Here is a 20,351-nt window from a genome sequence, read left to right on the forward strand (position 1 = left end):
GGATTAGCAGGGCGGGAAGGCAGATGCGCGCGCGAAGCGTGCGTCTCATGGGGGGCCTCTCCTTCATTCGAGTCCGTGTGGGGGGTGCCTGACGGCAAAGTGGACTGGACCAGTCCGGAGTGCGGACTCAATGTGACATGGCCCTGACACAGACACAAGACCGCCGTCGGCGGCTTGCGCCTACTGGCCGGAGGCAATCACCGGATAGTGGTCGCTGAGATTCGTGTACGTGTACGTGGTGCCCCAACTGGAGACGGACCACGGCACACTGACCTCCTTGATCACCTCATTGGTCCATCCGGAGGGCCTGGCGTGCCCCGCACGGTGCAGAACATGGTCGAGGTCCTCCCGCGGGTCGTCGGGGTAGCGCTCCGCCGCGATCGAGTTCTCCTCGGTGTCGAAGGAGTACGGGTGTCCGGTCCGCGCGTCCGCCCCGGCCAGGCCGGCGTCGGCGAGCATCGAGGTGTACTCGGCCGAGCGGGAGTCCACATTGAAGTCGCCCGCCACGACGACCTGTTCGGACGCCGGGATGTTCTTGGCGTCGAGGAAGGCGTCCATCGCCCGGAACTGACGGCTGCGCATCTCGGCCGCCTCGCCCGCGTCGCAGCCGGGGTCGGTGGACTGCGCGTGCGTGCCCACCACGTGCACCCTGGTGCCGTTCACATCGAGGACCGTGTAGACGAAGCCCTTGTTCGACCACCAGTCGGCGCCGCACGCGTCCTTGTAGACGTACTGCTCCTTGCGGACGATCGGCCATTTGCTGAGGACCGCGACCCCACCGTCCTCCGGGGTGGTCGAGGAGTACGAGCCGCCGGTCGCGTCCCAGCCGTCCTTGCTCCGGCCCATCACCGGCGTACGGTGCGGGTACTGGGCGGCGGCGCCCTGCAGCAGCGCGTCGGACGAGGAGTTGTCGAACGCCTCCTGGAGCACGACGACGTCGTTGCCCCGGAAGAAGGAGGCCGCCGGTATGGCAGCGGCCCGGTGGTCCTGGCCCCAGTTCGGGTAGAGGGACTTGCTGAACAGGAACGCGTTGTACGTGAGGACCTTCAGGCCCGGTGTCGCCCCGGCGGGCGCGGCCGAGGCCGTGGGCGCCGCGCCGGCGAGTGCGGTGGCGGCGAGCACGGCGGACAGGGCGGCGGACACGGCGGCGCCGGGGACACGGCGGAGCTCGATGTGCGGCACAGAATCTCCCGTTCATGGTGGGGGGTTCCACCGGTCGACGGACCGGCGCCGCACATCAAAGCAGCCGTAGTTACCTTCTGGTAATGGGTAGGTGCCCGCTTTCTGTCTCCCGGACGGCGGTCAGGGGCCGAGCGGGAGCTTGAAGCCCACATGCGAGCCGGTAAAGCCGAGTTGCTCGTAGAAGCGGTGGGCGTCGGGGCGGGCCGCGTCCGAGGTCAGCTGGACGAGTCGGCAGCCCTGCTTGCGGGATTCCTCGATCGCCCACTCCATCAGCACCCGGCCGAGCCCCTGGCCGCGCTCCGAGCCGTGGACGCGTACGCCCTCGATGATCGAGCGGGTGCTGCCGCGCCGCGACAGGCCGGGAACGACGGTCAGCTGGAGGGTGCCGACGACGGTCCCGTCGCGCTCGGCCACCATCAGGAACTGGTTCGGATCGCTCCGGAGCCGCTCGTACGCCGTCCGATAGGGCTCCATGTCGTCGGGGGACTCCCGGGTCGCCCCCAACGGGTCGTCGGCGAGCATGGCCACGATGGCAGGGATGTCGTCCGCGACGGCGGACCTGATCACGATATCCGTCATGTGGCGCAGGCTATCCGGGGCCCTGTGCGCCACCCGGCGCGGCCCTGGCCGCACCGCGGGAGCCCGGGCGCGCAGGGGGAGACGGCAGGTCTGTACGGGAGTTGTACGGGTCGGCGGGCGTGACCCGGGTATCGCGGACCCCGTTGAACCCTGGCCGAGTGCAACGGGGTTGGCGTGCGCTGGGTGCGAGCGGGGTGAACTCGGGGACGGAAGGGCGTGAGGACGGTGCGGGACACGCGGAACGGTCGCACAGCGGAGAACACGGGGAGCAGCGACCTGCCGGGGGCGTGGTCGGCGTACGGGCGGCTGCTCCAGCACTTGCGGAAGCGGGCCGGGTTGAACCAGCAGGCGCTCGGGGAGGCCATCGGTTACTCGCTGGAGCACGTCGCCTCGGTCGAGCAGGGGCGTCGGCCGGCGAAGGTGACCTTCACGGTGGCGGCGGACCGGGTGCTGGAGGCGCGGGGCGTGCTGGAAGTGCTCCAGGACGAGGTGGACCGGGCGAAGCTTCCGCAGTTCTTCCGCAACTTCGCGCTGATCGAGGCGGAGGTGGTGAGCCGCTTCTCGTACGACCCACTGCTGGTACCGGGCCTGCTGCAGACGGAAGGTTACGCGCGGGCGGTGTTCGCGGGGCACTGCCCGCCACTGAGCGAGGAGATCATCGACCAGCACACGGAGGCCAGGCTGAGCCGGCAGAAGCTGCTGACACGGGTGCCGCCGGCGGAGCTGTCGTTCGTCGTGAGTGAGGAGGCGCTGCGGAATCCCGTAGGTGATGCGGAGACCATGGCAGGACAATGGCAACGGCTGTTGGACGTCGGCACGTTGCGGAACGTCGAGGTCCAGGTCATGCCGTCCGCCTCGGGGTTCCATGCCGGACTGAACGGCCCCTTCGTGATGCTGGAGACGAAGGATCATCAGCACCTCGGATACATCGAGTCCCAGGAAGTCGGGTGCGTCGTCGGTGATCCGGCAGAGGTGAGCGCCTTCGGGTTGCGGTATGGCAAGCTGCGATCGCAGGCTCTGAACGGCGTCGAGTCTGCGCGGCTCATCGAACGGCTGGCAGGGGAGACATGAGCGTGGAGCAGGTGACCGAGAACGTGGACGGGCTGCGCTGGTTCAAGAGCAGCTACAGCGGGTCAGGTGGCGGCGACTGCGTGGAGGTGGCCGTCCGCCCGGGCGACGTGTACGTACGGGACTCCAAGGTGACGTATGACGGTCCCGTGCTGCGGGTCGGTCGGGACGAGTGGGCCGCTTTCGTGTCACTCGCCGCGGCGTAGGCGCCCTCGCGGTACCCCCGACGCCGGCCGGGCGCCTGCGGTACGGGTCGCATACTGGGAGGTGACCGACCGGGCACACCCAGGAGAGCCGATGAGCCGCGCCACCAGCGACGAACCCCTGCCGCCTCCGCCCGGAGGCGTGCTCTGGGGCCTCGCCGGTGACGTCCGGGCCCTGTTGATGCTGCCCGCGGCGCTCACCATGCAGGTCGCCCATCCCGCCGTCGGCGCGGGTGTCGACGAGCACTCCGTCTTCCGCACCGACCCCTGGGGCCGCGGCGAAAGGTCCCTGCGCTCGCTCCAGCTGTGGATCTACGGCGGCGAGGCGGCCGCCGTAGAGGGCCGCAGGCTCCGCGAACTGCACCGCACCATCCAGGGCACCGACGCGCACGGCCGCCGCTACCACGCGCTGAGTCCGGCCTACTACTCCTGGGTCCACGCCACCGGCTTCCCCGTGTACCGGCACGCCGCCAGGTACCTGGTGCGTGAACTCACCGAGGCCGAGGAGCGGCAGCTGTACGCGGAATGGCTCCAGGTCGGCCGGATACTCGGCATCCACGACCGGGACATGCCGCAGACGATCGAGGAGTTCTGGCCCTACTACCGCAAGGTCCTGGCGGACGAACTGGAGGCCACCGTCGTCGTACGGGAACTGGTGGACGTGGACCAGCCCGTTCCGCCGCCCGACCGGGGACCGCGGGCAGTCCGAGCGGCGCTGCGCGCACTGTGGCCACTGCTGCGCCCGCCGCTGGCCCGGTTCCGCCGGTTCATGACCATCGGACTGATGCCGCCGGACGCCCGAGAGGCCATCGGCCTGCCCTGGACCGACACGCAGGAGCGCCGGCTGCGGCGCTTCGCCCGGGTCGTACGGGCCGTGGTTCCCGTACTCCCCGAGCGGCTGCGCTACCTGCCCCTGGCGCGCGAGGCGCGCCGGGCGGAGCGGCTCAGACCAGGCCCCCACGCTCGATGACGGACGCGTACCAGCGCGCACTGTCCTTGAACGTGCGGCGCTGGGTGGCGAAGTCGACGTGCACGATGCCGAACCGCTTGCTGTAGCCGTACGCCCACTCGAAGTTGTCGAGCAGCGACCAGAGGAAGTAGCCGCGCACGTCGGCGCCGTCCGCGATCGCCCGGTGCACCGCCGACAGATGTGCGTGCAGGTAGGCCACCCGCTCGGGGTCCTTCACCTCGCCGGACGGGTCGGCGTAGTCGTCGTACGCGGCGCCGTTCTCGGTGATCACCAGGGGTACGCCCGGCAGGTCGTCGCGCAGCCGGATCAGCAGCTCGTGCAGCCCGTCGGCGTCCACCGGCCAGTCCATCGCGGTGCGCGGACCGGGCGCGGGCAGGAAACGGACGTGCTGCTCGGCGCCCGCCCACGGGGAGGGGGCCGCCGCGCCGGAACCCGCGGCGACGACGGTGGGGGAGTAGTAGTTGATGCCCAGCGAGTCGATCGGCGTGGAGGTCACGTCCAGGTCCCCGTCGAGGACGAACGACCAGTCGGTGACCGGCGCGGTGTCCCTGACGAGGTCCTCGGGCAGCCGGCCGCGGAAGACGGGGTCGAGGAAGATGCGGTTGCCCACGGCGTCGATACGGCGGGCCGCGTCCAGGTCGGCGGCCGAGTCGGAATGTGCCCGCACCGCGTGGAGGTTGAGCGTCAGCGACACCTCGGCGGACGGCGGCAGCTCGGCGCGCAGCACCTGCGCGGCCCAGCCGTGCGCCAGGTTCAGGTGGTGCGCCGCGCGCAGCGACGCCAGGGGAGAGGTGCGGCCGGGGGCGTGCTCCCCGCTGCCGTAGCCGAGGAAGGCGGCGCACCACGGCTCGTTGAGCGTCGTCCAGGTCGCGACCCGGTCGCCGAGCGCCTCGGCCATGATCCCCGCGTACTCGCCGAAGCGCTGCGCGGTCTCCCGCTGCGGCCAGCCGCCCGCGTCCTCCAGCTCCTGCGGCAGGTCCCAGTGGTAGAGCGTGGCGACCGGGCGGATGCCGGCGCCGCGCAGCTCGTCGACGAGCCGGCGGTAGAAGTCGAGGCCCTTCTGCACGGCGGGACCGCGGCCGGTGGGCTGCACCCGCGGCCACGCGATCGAGAACCGGTAGTCGGTGACACCGAGGCGGCGCATGAGGGCGACGTCCTCGTGCATCCGGTGGTAGTGGTCGGCGGCGATGTCGCCGGTGTCGCCGTTGCGGACCTTTCCCGGGGTACGGCTGAACGTGTCCCAGATGGAGGGCGTGCGGCCGTCCTCGGCGGCCGCGCCCTCGATCTGGTAGGCGGCGGTGGCGGTGCCCCAGCGGAACCCGGCGGGGAACCGGAGTGTCGTCGTGGCGTCGGGGCGTGCGTCGAGCGCGGTCATGAGGTGGAACTCCCAAGGAGTGAGACGTCGGTGCGGAGGCGGTGGATCGGTCAGCCCTTGACCGCGCCCTGCATGATGCCGCCGACGATCTGGCGGCCGAGCAGGCCGAAGACCAGCAGCACCGGGAGCGTGCCCAGCAGGGTGCCCGCCATGATCACGGACTGGTCGTGGACGTAGCCGCCGCCGAGCTGGCGCAGCGCCACCTGGACGGTCGGTTCCTGCGAGGAGAGCGCGACGATCGGCCAGAAGAAGTCGTTCCAGGCGGCCATGAAGGTCAGCATGCCGAGCACGGCCATGCCGGGCCGCGCGATCGGCACCACGATCGACCAGAAGATCCTGGCGGTGGAGGCGCCGTCCACGCGGGCCGCTTCGATCAGTTCGTCCGGCAGCGACTGCACGAGGTACTGACGCATGAAGAAGACACCGAAGGCGGACACCAGCCCGGGCAGGATCACCGCCTGGAGCTGGTTCACCCACTGGAGTTCGGCGATCAGCATGAACAGCGGGATGACGCCCAGCTGCGGCGGGATCATCATGGTGCCGACCGTGATCGCGAGCAGTGCGCCACGGCCGCGGAAGCGCAGTTTGGCGAAGGCGAAACCGGCGAGCGTGCAGCACAGGACGGTGCCGACGGTGATGGATCCGGAGACGATGAAGGAGTTGATCAGCGCCTTGCCGATGTCCGCCTCCTCCATCACCGCCTCGAAGTTGCGGATCAGGTTGGAGCCGGGCAGCAGCGTCGGCGGGACCTTCGCCAGGTCGGCATTGGAACGGCTGGCGGCGACGATCGTCCAGTAGAACGGGAACGCGGAGACCAGCACGGCGGCGATCAGGATGGCGTAGGCGAGCTTGCCGCCCTTCATCGTGCGGCCCGCACCCGACTTCCGCCCGCGGCGCCCCGGCGCCTGCGCCTTCTCGGTGGCCGGCTGCTTCGTCGGCGGTTCGGCGAGCGCGGTCATCGGCCGGCCTCCTTGCGGGAACGACGGCGCGCAATCAGGGCGTTGGCCCCGACGAGCACCAGGATCAGCAGGAACATCACCCAGGCGATGGCGGCGGCACGGCCCAGGTGGAAGAAGCCCCAGCCCTGCTCGTACATGTACAGACCGAGCGTCTGGTACTGGTGCGAGATGCCGCCGGAGATGGAGCCCTCGAACAGCAGCGGCTCACCGAAGAGCTGGGTCGCGCCGATCGTGGAGACGACCACGGTGAACAGGATCGTGGGGCGCAGTCCCGGGAGCGTGACGTGGAAGAACTGCCGCCACCGTGAGGCGCCGTCGACCTCCGCCGCCTCGTAGAGCTCGCTCGGGATGGACTGCATGCCCGCCAGATAGATCAGCGCGTTGTATCCGGTCCAGCGCCAGATGACGATGGTGGAGACGGCGATCTGCGAGGCGACGGTGCCGGTCTGCCAGTCGACCGGGCCGAAACCGACCAGTCCCAGCACATAGTTGATGAGTCCGAAGTCACGGCCGAACAACTGGGCGAAGACGAGCGTGGCGGCGGCCACGGAGGTGGCGTACGGCAGCAGCATCGCGGTCCGCAGGAAGGTGCGGCCACGCAGCCGGTAGTTGAGCAGGTGGGCCAGGCCCAGTGCCATCACCAGCTGCGGCACGGTGGAGAGGACGCCGATGGTGAACGTGTTGCGCAGCGCGGTCCAGAAGAACTCGTCGCCGAAAAGCGCGGTGTAGTTGCCGAGCCCGCGCCACTCCATGTCGCCCGGCGTCTGGAGCTCCACCCGGTAGAGCGAGACGAACGCCGTGTAGATCAGCGGGAAGAGCCCGAAGGCGGCGAACAGCGTGAAGAACGGGGCTATGTAGGCGTACGGCGAGACCTTGCGCCAGGCGCGCCGCACGGCCGGCGGCCGGGGCGGCGAGACCGGCTTCGCGGAAGCGGTGAGGGTCACGGTGCGGCCCTTCGAGGATGAGTCGGTACGGGGCGGGGGCCTTCGGGCCGGGCCGGTGCGGGGAGTGGTCGGGATGCGGACCGGCCCGAAGGAGCTGCTCGGCGGGCGTCAGCCGATGGTGTTCTCGACGCCCTTCTTCGCGTTCCCCCACGCCTTCTCGGACGAGATGCCCTTGCGTTCGACCTCGCTCAGCGCGTTGGTGATCTGCTGGTTGACGTTCTGGTCGTGCACACCGAGGACCTGGACCGGGGCCGCCTTGGCCGCGTCACCGAAGATCTGCCCGATCGGCGCGCCGGAGAAGTAGGGGTCGGTGGCGCCGGCGACCTTCTCGATCGCGCCGGTGGAGGAGGGGAAGTTGCCCTGCTTCTGGAAGAGCTTGGCCTGCTGCTCGGGGGCGGTGAGCCACTGGATCAGCTCGTACGCCTCCTTCTTGTGCTTGGCCGCGCGCGGCACGGAGAGGTAGGAGCCGCCCCAGTTGCCCGCGCCGCCGGGCAGCTTCGCGATGTCCCACTTGCCCTTGCCCGAGTCACCGGCCTGGCCCTTGATGTAGCCGAGCATCCAGGCGGGGCAGGGGATGGTGGCGAAGGAACCGGCGGCGAAGGCCTGGTTCCACTGCGGAGACCACTGGTCGAGCTTGGCGCTCAGGTCGCTCTCGGCCGCCTTGACGGACGTGTCCCATGCGGTCTTCAGGGCCGGGTTGGTCTCCCAGATCAGCTTTCCGGAGGCGTCGTAGTAACGCTCCTCCTCCTGGCCGATCATGATGGAGAAGAGGCTGCCGACGCTGTCCAGCCAGGCGCTCTTGGCGGGTGCCTTGGCCTTGTACTGCTTGCCCAGCTCGAGGTAGCCGTCCCAGGTCGACCACTTCTTCGCGAGTTCCTCGCGGTCGGTGGGCAGCCCGGCCTGCTTGAACAGGTCGGTGCGGTAGCACATGGCCTCGGGGCCCACGTCCGTGCCGAGACCGAGGACGGCGCCGTCCTTCGTCGTGGCGGCGGCCCACTTGGCGTCCGCGAACTGGCTCTTCAGCTTGTCCGCGCCGTACTTCTTCAGGTCCTCGAACTTGTCGGCCTGCTGCTGGGTGACCGACGCGATCCGGCCGACCTCGATGCCCTGGACGTCCGCGAGACCGCCGCCGCCGGCCAGCCGGGTCTGCAACGACTTCCAGTAGTCGGCCTCGTCCTCGGTGTCGGTCTGCTTGATCGTGATGTTCGGGTGCAGCTTCTGGTACTCCGCGTAAAGGCCGGCCTCCTTGTAGCCGAAGGAACCGAAGAGGTCGACGGTGAGCGTGACCTTCCCGCCCTCGCCGTCGGAGGCCGTGTCCGAGGAGCCGGACCCGCAGGCGGCGAGCAGGGCCCCGGCGAGCGTGACCGCACCCAGGCGGACGGCGGCCCTTTTGGCGGCTCTGGCTATGGGCATGGGAAGCCTCCCTTGGCTTCGGGGTGGGACGAGAGCGCTTGAGAGCGCTCTCAAATATGCGCTTGGAGCGTGCCCTCACGTGACTCTTCGCGTCAAGACTCGAAGACATAACGGTCTGGACTCGGGTATCAACTGCCAGCTGTGTTCGGTCTATTGACACTTGTGTTTCGCGGGTTTTACGTTTCGGCCATCTGAGAGCGCTCTCAGCCACCCCTACCCGTGATGACTTGAGGTGCCGTTCATGCCAGCCCCCCGCACCAGGCCGGCCGCCGCGCTGGTCCTGGCCTCAGCCCTGGCCGCTGTCGGCCTGGGCCCGGCCGCCGCACCCGCGGCCGCCGCCACCGTCCCCATAGGCTCCGGCAGCTACTCCGACACCCGCCCCGCCGGCACGTCCGGGCCGACCACCAACACCGGAGCCCCGGTCACCCCCAAGGTCACCGCCGCGGCCAAGAGCTGGCCGGTGCCCACCAACGACTGGTGGTCCTCCCTCGCCTTCCAGCGCTACGGCGACAACCCGTACTCGACCCCCATGTACGGGCACCCCCTCACCTACCAGGCCACCGCCGGCGGGCTCGACGTGGGCTACCCCACCACCCCCGCGATCGTCGGCGACGGCCGGCAGTACGAGTTCGCCCACAAGCGCGACCTCACCATCGGCCTGACCGGCCTCAACTCGCCGGACACCAAGGCCGACGACTGGTCCGACTGGACGGTCACCCCCTACTGGTCCGACGGCACCCGCACCTTGCGGACCACCATCGGCCACGGCATGCCGTTCGTGTACGCCAAGGGCTCCGGCGGGAACGCGCAGATCACCACCGCCGCCGCGCCCGCCGTCTTCGCCGACCAGGGCAACGTCCTCGGCATCACCGTCGCCGGACACCACTACGCCCTCTTCGCCCCGACCGGCAGCGACTGGAACATCTCCGGATCCACGCTCACCGCGGGCCTCGGCTCCAAGGACTACTTCTCCGTGGCCGTCCTGCCCTCCACGGGGGCGCTCGCGACGTACAAGAAGTACGCCTACAGCTTCGTCACCGGCTCCCAGGCCGCGTGGAGCTACACCGGCGGCACGGTCAAGGCCACGTACACGCTCACCACGGAGGCCAAGGAGGGAACCGAGCGCGGCACACTCCAGGCCCTCTACCGCCACCAGTGGCTGAACACCACGGACCCGCTCACGACCCACACCTACGTCTCGCCGCGCGGCATCATGAAGGTGCGGGAGTCCGCATCCTTCACCACCAGCCAGAAGGCCTCCCCAGTGCTGCCGGCCCTGCCGAAGTCGGACGCCGTCGACACGGCCCGGTTGCGTGGCTATCTGAACGAGGTCGCGAACGCCTCCGACCCGTTCTCAGGCGCCACCGACACGTACTGGACCGGCAAGGCGCTCGGCCGTCTCGCCCAGCTCGTGCCCGTGGCCGAGCAGATCGGTGAGACCGGTACCCGCGACAAGCTCCTCGGCCTGATCAAGGGCAGGCTCCAGGACTGGTTCACCGCGGGCGGCGCGAACGAGTTCAGCTACGACAGGGACTGGAAGACCCTCACCGGCTACCCGGCCTCCTACGGCAGCGACACCGAGCTCAACGACCACCACTTCCACTACAGCTACTACGTGTACGCCGCGGCGATCGTCGCCCAGTACGACCAGGCCTGGGCCGCCGACTCCGCCTGGGGCGGGATGGTCAAGACCCTGGTGCGGGACGCCGCCAACGCGAGCCGCACCGACACGGCCTTCCCCTTCCTGCGCGGCTTCGACATCTACGCCGGGCACAGCTGGGCCTCCGGCCACCAGGGCTTCGCCGCCGGCAACAACCAGGAGTCCTCCTCCGAGTCCACCAACCTCAGCGCCGCCCTGGTCCTGTGGGGTTCGGCCACCGGTGACACCGCGCTGCGCGACCTCGGCACGTATCTGCTGACCACGGAGGCGGAGTCGATCGCCCAGTACTGGTTCGACGCCGACGAGCAGGTCTTCCCGTCCTCCTTCGGCCACGACACGGCCGGCATGGTCTGGGGCAGCGGCGCCGCCTACGCCACCTGGTGGACCGCCAACCCGGAGGAGATCCACGGCATCAACGTCCTCCCCGTGACCGGCGGTTCGCTCCACCTCGGTGGGGAGAAGGCCGCGATCCGGCGCAACATCGCAGAGATGGAGCGCGAGAACGGCGGCCCGGCCGTCGAGTGGCGCGACATCCTCTGGGAGTTCCAGTCGCTGGCCGATCCCGCCGCGGCCAAGGCCAAGTGGGACGCGGGCCACGCCGGCTACGCCCCTGAGCAGGGCGAGTCCAAGGCCCACACGTACCACTGGATCTCCACCCTCGACCGGCTGGGCGCGCCCGACACCACGGTGACCGGCAACATCCCGACGTCCGCCGTCTTCACGAAGGGCACCACACGGATCTACGCCGCGCACAACCACGGCGCCACGGCCCGCACGGTGACCTTCTCCGACGGCAAGACCCTCTCCGTGCCCGCCCGTTCCACCGCGACCGGCACCGGGACCGGCGGCGGCGAGCCCGACCCCGACCCGGATCCGCCGACGGGCAACACCTTCCAGCTGCGCAGCGGAGGCACGCTGACCACGGCCACCGGTGGCACGGCGGGCAGCGACACCATCGCCTCCGCCGGCGGCGCCAACCATGACGGCACCCCGCACCAGCCGCTCGTCTACGAGATCCGGGGCGTCAACGGCACCGTCACCCCGGGCGCGTCCACCGCCTTCCGCCTCCAGGTCGACGCGGGCAGCACGGTCGGACTCGGCCAGCAGGCGCGCATCAGCTACGACCTCACGGGCGACGGCACCTTCGAACGGACGGAGACGTACCACTACTTCGCGACCGACCCGGTCACCGGCTGGGAGGAGTACGCACACTCCCGCGGCCTCAAGGCCTCCACCGGGACGCTCGGCAACCTCAACGGCGGCACCGTGCGCCTCGAGGTGTGGAGCGCCATCGGCAACGGCACCGCCAAGCTCCAGACCGGGACCGACAAGTCGGTGCTGGTGATCCCCTACGGCTGAACCGCTCCCCCCACAGGAACGCGGCGGGCGTCGGAGGTCAGGCCGATGCCCGCCGCACCAGTGTTGTCGGGGTGATGACGGACGCGGGGGCGTCGCCCCCCGCCTCGTTCAGCAGCCTCATCAGCAGCCGGACCATCAGCCTGCCCATGCCCTCGACGTCCTGGCGCACCGTGGTCATGGGCGGCTCCGTCGTCCCGACGACCGAGGCCATGTCGTCGAACCCGACCAGGGCCACGTCCTCCGGTACCCGGACGCCGCGCTCACGCAGGGTGCGCAGCGCGCCCGACGCCATCAGGTCGTTGGAGACGAAGACGCCGTCCACGTCCGGGCGGCGGTCGAGCAGCTCGGCCATCGCCCGGGCACCGCTCTCCTCGGTGAAGTCGCCCTGGCAGAAGAGGCCGGGGTCGGCGTCCACCAGGACGTCGTGGTAGCCGTCTATGCGGTCCAGCGCGGAGGTCTGGTCGCGGGGGCCGGCGATGTGCGCGATGTTCCTGCGGCCCAGCGAGACCAGATGACGCACCGCCTCCCGGGCGCCGCCGCGGTTGTCGGCGTCCACGTAGGGCACGGCCAGGTCGGAACCGGCGGCGGGACGCCCGCCGAAGACCGTGGGGATCTTCGTCCTGCTGATGAGCGCGGGCAGTCGGTCGTCGTTGTGGAGGGAGAAGGCGAGCGCGCCGTCGACGTGCCCGCCGCCGAGGTAGCGGGCGATCCGGTCATGGTCTCCGGGGCCCTCCACCCACAGCAGCACCAGCTGGGAGTCGTGCGCCGTGAGCTCACGGCTGATTCCCCGGACCTGTTGCTCGAAGAAGGGGTCGGAGAAGATCCGGAACTCCGGCTCCGCGATGATCACCGCCACCGCGCCGTTGCGCCGGGTGACCAGGGTGCGCGCCGCGTGGTTCGGTACGTAGCCGAGCTCCTCGACCGCCCTGCGCACCTTGTCGACCAGGGGTGCGCGCACGCCCGCACCCCCGTTGACGACCCGGGAGGCCGTGGCACGGGAGACGCCAGCGCGCGCCGCGACGGCTTCCAGGGTGGGGCGGGACCCCGTGGTCTGCTCGGTCAAGGCGGGTGCTCCTCGTCTGCTCCGGTGCTCCGGCACGCCGGTCGGTGGCATGATCCGATACCGACAGGATATCCGCCCCGGCCGACAGTCTGAGAGCGCTCCCAGTGCGGCGCCCCCTGGTCCGCGGCCCGGGCCGTGCCCGGCGGCACGGCGGAGTGTGGATGCCGGCCACACCGTGCCAAGACATGCAGACTGTGTCCGGACGGGACATCTGCCGCGAGCCGGACGGACGGGCAGGCCCAAGCACACCACGGGCAGCCGTCGTTGACCGCCCCCTGTCGCGGCGCAGTCGGCCGGAGTACCTTTCCGGGGCCATGCCGATACGTGTACCGGACCGGATCCCCGGAGGCAGTATCCGAATGACGACCCGAATCCGTGTCCGCACGCTCGCCCTGACGGCAGCCGCCGCAGCGCTCGCGGTGCCCCTGGTCACCGGCCCCGCCGAAGCGGCGTACACCACACCCCGTACCGGCTTCGAGAACAGCGGGGGCGCGCGCTGGACCGGTGAGGAGGAGGAACGGGCCTTCCTCGCCGACGTCGACCGCGCCGCTGAACGGATGTCCGTCGAGCAGATCGGCACGACCGTACAGGGCCGTCCGCTGCGGCTCGTCCACCTCGGTAACGAGACGTCCCCGCACACGGTGCTGCTGATGTGCAGTCAGCACGGCGACGAGCCGGCAGGCCGCGAAGCCTGCCTGACCACCGTCCGCGACCTCGCGTTCGCCCGCGACGAGGCGACCCGTCGGCTGCTGTCCCGCACACGCCTGCTCGTCCTGCCCACCGCCAATCCCGACGGCCGTGCCGCCGGCACCCGGGGGAACGCGGACGGCGTCGACGTCAACCGCGACCACATCGCGCTGAAGACCGCGGAAGGGCGTGCCGTCGCGGCCGTCATCCGCGACCGGCAGCCGGACATCGTCTACGACCTGCACGAGTACGGCGCCACACCGCCCTACTACGACAAGGACCTTTTCGACCTGTGGCCCCGGAACCTGAACACGGACGCCGCCGTGCACCATGAGGCGCGGACCCTGTCCGGGACCTACGTCCGGCCCGCCGCGAACCGTGCGGGCCACTCCACCGGCACCTACGGCATCTGGACGGACCCCGTCACCGGCGAGCCCCTCCGGCAGACCGCGGGCGACGGACAGGAGCGCATCCTGCGCAACGCCGGCGGCCTCAAGCACGCGGTGGGACTGCTGATCGAGAGCCGCGTCGACGCCCTGACCCCGCAGGAGAAGGCCGATCCGGCGCTCAATCACCGCCGCCGGGTCAGCAGCCAGCTCTCCGCTCTGAGCGGCCTGTTCGCCTTCAGTGCCGAGCGGCTCGGCCGGATCGAGGCCGCCACCGCGGCGGCCCGGCGCACGGGCTTCGCGGACCGCGGACCGGTGTACCTGGGCGGCGCCGACAACGACCCGGCGGAACCGGACGAGACGATCGCGGACCCGCCGTGCGCCTACCGTCTCGACGCCGGCCGGTACGCAGAGGTCAAGGACGAACTCGCTCTCCACGGCGTCTTCGCCCGGCCCGTCGCCGACGGCGCCGTCGTACCGCTGCGACAGTCCCTGCGGAACCTGGTCCCGCTGCTGCTCGACACCCGTGCGGCCTATCGCATCATCACGGGAGAACCGGTGGAAGCCTGTTGATACCGGGAGGAGTGTGACTCGTGTGGTAGGGGGTAGCGGGGAGTGAAATCAGGCTCCGCGGAATCATGAAAGGTGCCCCGTGTCGCGCGACGTAGAAAAGCCGGGCAAACGGCTGTGGTATCCCGTCAAGGCGGCGCTACCGGGCCGCCATCCGCACGAAGACAGAGCACCCGTCACGGACCGGGTGGTGTTCGGCGTGACGGCGGTGCTCACACTCGCCTTCGTGTTCTGGGGCTCGGTGTTCACGGAGACGCTGGAGAGCGCCTCCGACACCTTGCTGAACGGCCTGATGCACAACGGCGGCTGGGCGTTCGTCCTGGCCGCCTCGGGCTTCGTGGTCTTCGCACTGTGGCTCGCCATCAGCCGCTACGGCCGGATCCCGCTCGGACAGGAGCACGAGGGACCGGAGTTCCGCACCGTCTCCTGGGTCGCGATGATGTTCAGCGCGGGCATGGGCATCGGCCTGATGTTCTACGGAGTCAGCGAACCGCTCGCGCACTACACGACGCCGCCGCCGGGCACCGACCCGATCGACTCGGCGGACGCGATGGAGACCGCTCTCGCGACCACGCTCTTCCACTGGACCCTGCACCCGTGGGCGATCTACGCGGTGGTCGGCCTCGCCATCGCCTACAGCACGTTCCGGCGCCGCAGGCGGCAGAACATCAGCGCCGTCTTCGAGCCGCTGATGGGCAAGAAGCGGGCAGAGGGGGCGCCGGGCCGGGTGATCGACGTCCTGGCGATCTTCGCCACGCTCTTCGGCTCCGCGACGTCGCTGGGCCTCGGCGCCCTGCAGATCGGCAGCGGATTCCAGGAACTCGGCTGGATGGAGAAGGCCGGTACGGGACTGCTCATCTCCATCATCGCGGTGCTGACCGTGTGCTTCGTGTTCTCGGCCGTGTCGGGTGTGGAGCGGGGCATCCAGTGGCTGTCCAACACCAACATGGTGCTGGCGATCGTGCTCGCCCTGTTCGTCTTCGTCGCCGGACCCACCATCCTCGTACTGGACCTGATTCCCACCTCGCTCGCCTCCTACTTCGAAGAACTGCCGCAGCTCGCGGGCCGGACGGAGGCGGCGACCGGCGGCGGTGACGTCGCGGACTGGCTGAGCAGCTGGACGGTCTTCTACTGGGCCTGGTGGATCTCGTGGACGCCCTTCGTCGGCATGTTCATCGCGCGCATCAGCCGCGGCCGAACCATCCGTCAGTTCGTCGGCGGCGTCATCCTGGTGCCGAGCACGGTCAGCCTGGTCTGGTTCGCCGTCTTCGGCGGCACCGCGATGAAGCTTCAGGAACAGCGCAGGCTGGGCGACGAGACGACACCGGAGGGTCAGCTCTTCGGCGTGCTCCAGGAGTTCCCGATCGCCTCGGTGATGAGCCTCCTGGTGATGGTCCTCGTCGGCATCTTCTTCGTGTCGGGCGCCGACGCCGCGTCGATCGTGATGGGCACGCTGTCTCAGAAGGGCACCTTCGAACCGGCGCGGGTCGTCGTCATCTTCTGGGGCGTGGTGACCGGCGCGGTGGCCGCCGTGATGCTGCTCGTCGGCGAGGGCAAGGGTGACGCGCTCGCCGGCCTTCAGCACCTGACGATCCTTGTCGCGGCGCCGTTCGTGCTGGTGATGATCGGTATGTGCGTGGCCCTCATGCGCGACCTGCGCCAGGACCCGCTGATCGTCCGGGGCGAGATCGCCGAGGAGGCGGTGGAGACCGCGGTGATCGCGGGACACGAGAAGTACGCGGGCGAGTTCGAGATCCGCATCGGCCCGGGAACCGGCCCGGAGGCGGGCCAGATCCCCGTCGAGGAGGAGACCCCGCCGGAGTCGGACGAGGACCCGGAACGGCGCAAGGACCGCCCGGACCAGGGCTGACGAATCCGGCCTGAGCGGGATTCACCGGCGCGGGCGGCAGCGACCGTGGGCGACGAGGAAGGCCGTGGGTCACGGGTGTGGTCACGCCCTCGTGGCCCGCGGCGCTTCCGGTTGCCAGCCCACGGCCTCGCCGCCGACGCCTCCCCGCCGGGCACCCTGTTCGCCGCGCCGTCCTGGCCGCTGTCAGGCCTTTCTGGAGCGCTGCTCGCGCGGCGGAAGGAGTTGTTCCCTCAGCGCCGTGAGCTGGTGCGAGTGCTCGACCGCGCGGGTCTCGTCCAGGGTCGTGAGGGCCAGCAGCAGCGCGTCGGCGACGACCAGTCCCGTCAGGGCCTCGTTGGTGATGCCGGTCGGTGTGTGGGGCGCGGTGAGGATCGCGTCGACCCGGTCCTCGAACGCCTCGCCCAGTTCGTCCGTCACGAAGACGACCTTCGCCCCCACCGACCGGGCACGCTCCACCAGCACCGTGAGCTCCGACAGCGGCCGGCCGGGCTGGAAGATGACCACGGTGTCGCCCTGCGCCAGTGACAGCAGCGGGTCGGCGAGCGCGAACCCCGTGGCGCCCACGAACCGCGCGCGGCGGCCGATGCGGCCCAGGGCCAGAGCGAGATGGCGCGCCGCGAGCTCGCACGCGGCGACGCCGTAACAGAACACCTCACGGGCGTCGGCGAGCGCGGCCACGGCCTGCTGGAGGGCGTCGGTCCCGGTGAGGCGCCGGCACTGGTCGATGCGGTCCTGCGTCTCGTCGAAGACGTCGTTCCAGATGGTCTGCAGGTCCTGGCCGACGTGCGCGATGCGCTGTTTCAGCCGGACCTCGGGAGCCAGCGCCGAGGTGAAGTCCGCCGCCAGTTCCCGCTTCAGCGCGGGAAGTCCCGCGTAACCCAGGCGCTGGAGGGCGCGGACGACCGTGGCGTTGCTGGTGCCGCTGGCCGTCCCCAGCTCCTGTGCGCTGGCGAACATCACCTGCTCTGCGGGCGCGCTGACCAGGTACTGCGCGACGGTGCGCTCGGCGGCCGACAGCTCGTCCCACTGGTCGCGCACCGTGGCGCGAAGGCGGGTCAGACCGCCGGGCGCGGCGCTGCCGGATTCTGGATTCTTCATTACAGGTATTGACTCCTACGTTACGGCCGTTACGCTCGTGTGTATTCTGTTCCAGGATCTCGATATCTCGGAACGAACATTACAGCACGCATGTGTCCCGAGGAGTCCCCGCGATGAAACACGCCCTTCCCGTCATCGAAGTGTCGGGGACCCCCGTCGAGCGCGGCCGCCAGTACGGAGCAGCGGTCGCCCCGCAGATCGGGACCGCTCTCGCTTACTACGCCGAGGCGTTCGGAGCATCCTCCGGCCTCACCTGGCAACAGGTCACCTCCCGGGCGGCCCGCTGGCTCGAGCCCGTCCGTGACTACGCACCCCACCTCCTGGAGGAGATGCAGGGCATCGCCGCCGGCGCCGGCGTCGGCCTGCTCGACGTCCTCGCGCTCAACGCACGCGGCGAGGTCATCTACGACGACTCGTTCGCACGGATGCGGGAGCACGACGGCCCCGGCGCGCGGGTCCCGGAGGAGGAGCCGCCGGACGGCTGCACCTCGTTCGCCGCGTACGGCCCCGCCAGCGGCGACGGCCACGTATGGGCGGGCCAGAACTGGGACTGGCGCGCCGGGGTCGCGGACACCGTCGTCATGATCCGCGTGGTCCAGCCGCCGAAACCGACCGTCGTCATGCAGGTGGAGGCCGGACAGATCGGCCGCCAGGGCGCCAACTCCGCCGGCATCGCACTCAACGCCAACGGGCTCGGCGGCCGCTTCGACGACACGGTCGGCATCCCGCAGACCGTGATCCGGCGCAGCGTCCTCGACCGCTCCACGATCACCGACGCCCTCGACGAGCTCTGCCGCACCCGCGCGCACATCGCCAGCAACGCCCTGCTGACGTGCCGCGAGGGATTCGCCATCGACCTCGAGACCACGCCGGCCGGCCACGGCTGGATGTACCCGACCGACGGCCTGCTGGTGCACGGCAACCACTACCAGGCCGGCGTCCCCGCCGCCCTCGCCGCGGGCTACCGCCCGATGGCCGCCGACTCCCTCGTGCGGGTGCCCCGCGCGGAGGAGGGCCTGCGCCTGCTACGAGAGTCCACCGGCGCGGACGAGTCGCGGAAGCTCATCAAACAGGCGATGTCGGACCACCTGGGCCACCCCGAGTCGCTGTGCACCCACATCGACCCCCGAAGACCACAGGTCAAGCAGTGGCAGACGCTCGTCTCCTCGTGCGTCGACCTCACCACCGGCGACTACCACGTCACGGCGGGCACCCCCTGCGACCGCGAGTACCAACACCTGCCCTGGAATCTCTACGACGGCCCCCACGCCCCGAACTGACGCTGTTTCCGCTCTTCGCCCTTCCCCGCTCAGGAGCCCAGCATGAAGCTCAGAACCACCGTCGCCGCCGCCGGCCTCGCCGGGGCGATGGCCCTCACCACCGCGTGCAGCGGCGCGGACACCACCCGCCCGGCGGGAGCCGGCGCCACCGCCGACGCCGCCCAGCTCACACTCACACCCACCACCGCGAAGGCCAAGGGCGAAGTCCCCACCGTCAACTGGCTGCTGGAGGACGAACCGGACTCCCTCGACCTGGACACCCAGGGCGGCAGCGCCGGCCGCACCGTCCTCAGCAACGTGTGCGAGCGGCTGTACCAACTCCGGCCCGACATGTCCGTGCAGCCCTCCCTGGTCCGGCAGGCCACCCGACCGGACGCCAAGACCCTCGTTCTCGCCCTGCGCGACGACGTCCTCTTCCACGACGGATCCGCGATGACGGCGGACGACGTCCTGTTCAGCCTCCAGCGCCACGCCCGGCCGGACATGGAGCAGTCCGACGAGTTCGACAACGTCGCGGAGATGACCAGGAGCGGCGACCTCGAGATCACCATCACGTTCAAGCAGCCGGACGCGCTGTTCACCAAGGCGCTGGCCGGTGACGCCGGACTGGTCTACAACCGCGAGCAGGTCGAGAAGTCCGGCAAGGACTTCGGCACTCCCGGACAGCCCGACGCCTGCTCGGGCCCCTACCGGCTCGCCGACTGGAAGTCCGGCGACTCGATCGTCATCAACCGCAGCGACACCTACTGGGGCGAGAAGCCCCTCACCCAGCAGGTCGTCTTCCGCTGGGCCGACGACAGCGCCATGGTGAACGCGTTGAAGACGGGCGCCGCCGACGGCACGTACGCGGACTCCATCAGCACGGCCGCCGCACTACGGGGCACCAAGGGACTCGACCAGCACTACGGACCGAGCACCGCCGCCCTCGCCCTCATCCCCACGGAACGCGGCGGGCTCGCCGACCCGGACATCCGCAGGGCCCTCGCGCTCGCCCTGGACCGCGCGGGCATCGCCCGCTCCGGCTACGGCGGACTCGTCGAGCCGTGGGCCACCCCCGTCGGATCAGGCGCCTGGGGCTACGAGAAGGAAGCCTTCGCCGACGCCCAGAAGCAGCTCGCGGGCGCCCCGGCCCGCCCCACCGCCGACGACATCGCCGCGGCGAAGAAGCTCGTGGAGAACGCCAAGGCGGCTCCCGACAAGCCGATCGTCATCGGCACGGACAGCAGCCAGGGTCGCCTGGTGATCGCCAACGCCGTCCGCGCCGCGCTCCAGCAAATCGGCCTGAAGGGCCAGATCAAGACCGTCCCGCCCGCCGAGTACGGCGAGTTCTACGGCGACAAGCAGGCCCGCGCCGACATCGACGTGCTCGTCGCCGACTGGTACATCTCCAAGAGCGACCCCATCGGCTTCTACGACAACGGCCTCTCCGACAGCTCCAACAACTGGGTCGGATTCCGCAGCCCGGAGTACGACAGCAAGGTCAAGGAAGCGATGCGGACGCTGGACGACAAACAGCGCGCCGCGCTCGTGATCGACGTACAGCGCCGGTTCAGCGAAGCCGCGGTGTGGATCCCCGTCGCGCAGATGCCCACGGCCCTCGTCATCGACGACAAGCTGACCGGCCCGCCGGCGTCCATGGCGTACCTCTACTACCCCTGGGCCGCGGCGCTCGGTGCGAAGTGAGC

At 70.3% G+C, this 20,351-nt stretch carries 16 protein-coding genes; 8 read left to right on the forward strand and 8 right to left on the reverse strand.

Annotation, left to right across the window (positions count from 1 at the left end; translation table 11 throughout):
• Window positions 1-180 precede the first annotated feature (180 nt).
• Window positions 181-1,182, reverse strand: a complete 1,002-nt coding sequence (sph, locus tag ACWGH4_RS07405) for a sphingomyelin phosphodiesterase (RefSeq protein ID WP_453456857.1) — start codon at window positions 1,180-1,182, stop codon at window positions 181-183.
• Window positions 1,183-1,302: 120 nt separating this feature from the next.
• Window positions 1,303-1,761 (reverse strand): N-acetyltransferase family protein, encoded by a 459-nt coding sequence (locus ACWGH4_RS07410; protein WP_453456860.1) that lies wholly within the window; start codon window positions 1,759-1,761, stop codon window positions 1,303-1,305.
• A gap of 225 nt (window positions 1,762-1,986) precedes the next feature.
• Here ACWGH4_RS07410 and ACWGH4_RS07415 point away from each other — a divergent pair, with 225 nt between their 5' ends.
• From ACWGH4_RS07415 to ACWGH4_RS07425, 3 genes are all read left to right on the forward strand, one after another.
• The gene (locus tag ACWGH4_RS07415; RefSeq protein WP_453456863.1) at window positions 1,987-2,832 is read left to right on the forward strand and encodes a helix-turn-helix domain-containing protein; all 846 of its coding nucleotides are present in this window, start codon (window positions 1,987-1,989) and stop codon (window positions 2,830-2,832) included.
• On the forward strand, window positions 2,829-3,035 hold the full coding sequence (locus tag ACWGH4_RS07420; RefSeq protein ID WP_453456865.1) for a DUF397 domain-containing protein: 207 nt from the start codon (window positions 2,829-2,831) through the stop codon (window positions 3,033-3,035). The genes ACWGH4_RS07415 and ACWGH4_RS07420 overlap by 4 nt, the downstream gene beginning before the upstream one ends.
• Before the next feature lie 91 nt (window positions 3,036-3,126).
• A complete protein-coding gene (locus ACWGH4_RS07425; RefSeq protein ID WP_453456867.1) occupies window positions 3,127-4,002 on the forward strand; it encodes an oxygenase MpaB family protein in 876 nt (291 codons plus the stop codon).
• Here ACWGH4_RS07425 and ACWGH4_RS07430 read toward each other — a convergent pair.
• The 4 genes from ACWGH4_RS07430 to ACWGH4_RS07445 form a co-directional block, all read right to left on the reverse strand.
• A complete protein-coding gene (locus tag ACWGH4_RS07430; RefSeq protein ID WP_441261934.1) occupies window positions 3,977-5,377 on the reverse strand; it encodes a GH1 family beta-glucosidase in 1,401 nt (466 codons plus the stop codon). The genes ACWGH4_RS07425 and ACWGH4_RS07430 overlap by 26 nt on opposite strands.
• A 50-nt stretch (window positions 5,378-5,427) precedes the next feature.
• Entirely contained in the window at window positions 5,428-6,336 is a 909-nt protein-coding gene (locus ACWGH4_RS07435) for a carbohydrate ABC transporter permease (RefSeq protein WP_453456871.1), read from the reverse strand.
• Window positions 6,333-7,280: an ABC transporter permease subunit gene (locus ACWGH4_RS07440; protein WP_441261936.1), complete on the reverse strand. Its 948-nt coding sequence runs from the start codon at window positions 7,278-7,280 to the stop codon at window positions 6,333-6,335. Before ACWGH4_RS07440 ends, ACWGH4_RS07435 begins: the two co-directional genes overlap by 4 nt.
• Before the next feature lie 108 nt (window positions 7,281-7,388).
• Window positions 7,389-8,693: an ABC transporter substrate-binding protein gene (locus tag ACWGH4_RS07445; RefSeq protein WP_453456875.1), complete on the reverse strand. Its 1,305-nt coding sequence runs from the start codon at window positions 8,691-8,693 to the stop codon at window positions 7,389-7,391.
• A gap of 241 nt (window positions 8,694-8,934) precedes the next feature.
• On the opposite strand from ACWGH4_RS07445, the gene ACWGH4_RS07450 reads away from it, so the two are divergent.
• Window positions 8,935-11,712 carry a glycosyl hydrolase gene (locus ACWGH4_RS07450; RefSeq protein ID WP_453456879.1) on the forward strand — a complete coding sequence of 926 codons (2,778 nt, stop codon included), beginning with the start codon at window positions 8,935-8,937 and terminating at the stop codon, window positions 11,710-11,712.
• 37 nt (window positions 11,713-11,749) lie between these two features.
• Here the strand turns inward: ACWGH4_RS07450 and ACWGH4_RS07455 are convergent, their stop codons facing one another.
• The gene (locus ACWGH4_RS07455) at window positions 11,750-12,775 is read right to left on the reverse strand and encodes a substrate-binding domain-containing protein (RefSeq protein ID WP_441261939.1); all 1,026 of its coding nucleotides are present in this window, start codon (window positions 12,773-12,775) and stop codon (window positions 11,750-11,752) included.
• 359 nt (window positions 12,776-13,134) lie between these two features.
• Here ACWGH4_RS07455 and ACWGH4_RS07460 point away from each other — a divergent pair, with 359 nt between their 5' ends.
• Complete coding sequence (locus tag ACWGH4_RS07460) at window positions 13,135-14,421, forward strand: M14 family metallopeptidase (RefSeq protein WP_453456882.1); 1,287 nt, start codon at window positions 13,135-13,137, stop codon at window positions 14,419-14,421.
• A 112-nt stretch (window positions 14,422-14,533) separates the two neighbouring features.
• A complete protein-coding gene (locus tag ACWGH4_RS07465; protein ID WP_453456916.1) occupies window positions 14,534-16,288 on the forward strand; it encodes a BCCT family transporter in 1,755 nt (584 codons plus the stop codon).
• Window positions 16,289-16,471: 183 nt separating this feature from the next.
• Here ACWGH4_RS07465 and ACWGH4_RS07470 read toward each other — a convergent pair whose 3' ends face one another.
• Window positions 16,472-17,386, reverse strand: coding sequence for a MurR/RpiR family transcriptional regulator (locus tag ACWGH4_RS07470; RefSeq protein ID WP_364590954.1), 915 nt, complete (start codon window positions 17,384-17,386; stop codon window positions 16,472-16,474).
• Between the two features lie 113 nt (window positions 17,387-17,499).
• Between ACWGH4_RS07470 and ACWGH4_RS07475 the strand changes: the two genes are divergently transcribed.
• Window positions 17,500-18,666 (forward strand): C45 family autoproteolytic acyltransferase/hydolase, encoded by a 1,167-nt coding sequence (locus tag ACWGH4_RS07475; RefSeq protein ID WP_453456886.1) that lies wholly within the window; start codon window positions 17,500-17,502, stop codon window positions 18,664-18,666.
• 42 nt (window positions 18,667-18,708) lie between these two features.
• Complete coding sequence (locus ACWGH4_RS07480) at window positions 18,709-20,349, forward strand: ABC transporter substrate-binding protein (RefSeq protein WP_453456889.1); 1,641 nt, start codon at window positions 18,709-18,711, stop codon at window positions 20,347-20,349.
• The last annotated feature ends 2 nt before the right edge of the window (window positions 20,350-20,351 follow it).

Source organism: Streptomyces sp. NPDC054847, assembly GCF_053610925.1.

Coding starts and splice junctions, on each gene's coding strand:
- ACWGH4_RS07475 (WP_453456886.1), top strand. CDS start 17,500: ATGAAACACGCCCTTCCCGTCATCGAAGTGTCGGGGACCCCCGTCGAG.
- ACWGH4_RS07420 (WP_453456865.1), top strand. CDS start 2,829: ATGAGCGTGGAGCAGGTGACCGAGAACGTGGACGGGCTGCGCTGGTTC.
- ACWGH4_RS07450 (WP_453456879.1), top strand. CDS start 8,935: ATGCCAGCCCCCCGCACCAGGCCGGCCGCCGCGCTGGTCCTGGCCTCA.
- ACWGH4_RS07410 (WP_453456860.1), bottom strand. CDS start 1,761: ATGACGGATATCGTGATCAGGTCCGCCGTCGCGGACGACATCCCTGCC.
- ACWGH4_RS07480 (WP_453456889.1), top strand. CDS start 18,709: ATGAAGCTCAGAACCACCGTCGCCGCCGCCGGCCTCGCCGGGGCGATG.
- ACWGH4_RS07435 (WP_453456871.1), bottom strand. CDS start 6,336: ATGACCGCGCTCGCCGAACCGCCGACGAAGCAGCCGGCCACCGAGAAG.
- ACWGH4_RS07470 (WP_364590954.1), bottom strand. CDS start 17,386: ATGAAGAATCCAGAATCCGGCAGCGCCGCGCCCGGCGGTCTGACCCGC.
- ACWGH4_RS07430 (WP_441261934.1), bottom strand. CDS start 5,377: ATGACCGCGCTCGACGCACGCCCCGACGCCACGACGACACTCCGGTTC.
- ACWGH4_RS07445 (WP_453456875.1), bottom strand. CDS start 8,693: ATGCCCATAGCCAGAGCCGCCAAAAGGGCCGCCGTCCGCCTGGGTGCG.
- ACWGH4_RS07425 (WP_453456867.1), top strand. CDS start 3,127: ATGAGCCGCGCCACCAGCGACGAACCCCTGCCGCCTCCGCCCGGAGGC.
- ACWGH4_RS07460 (WP_453456882.1), top strand. CDS start 13,135: ATGACGACCCGAATCCGTGTCCGCACGCTCGCCCTGACGGCAGCCGCC.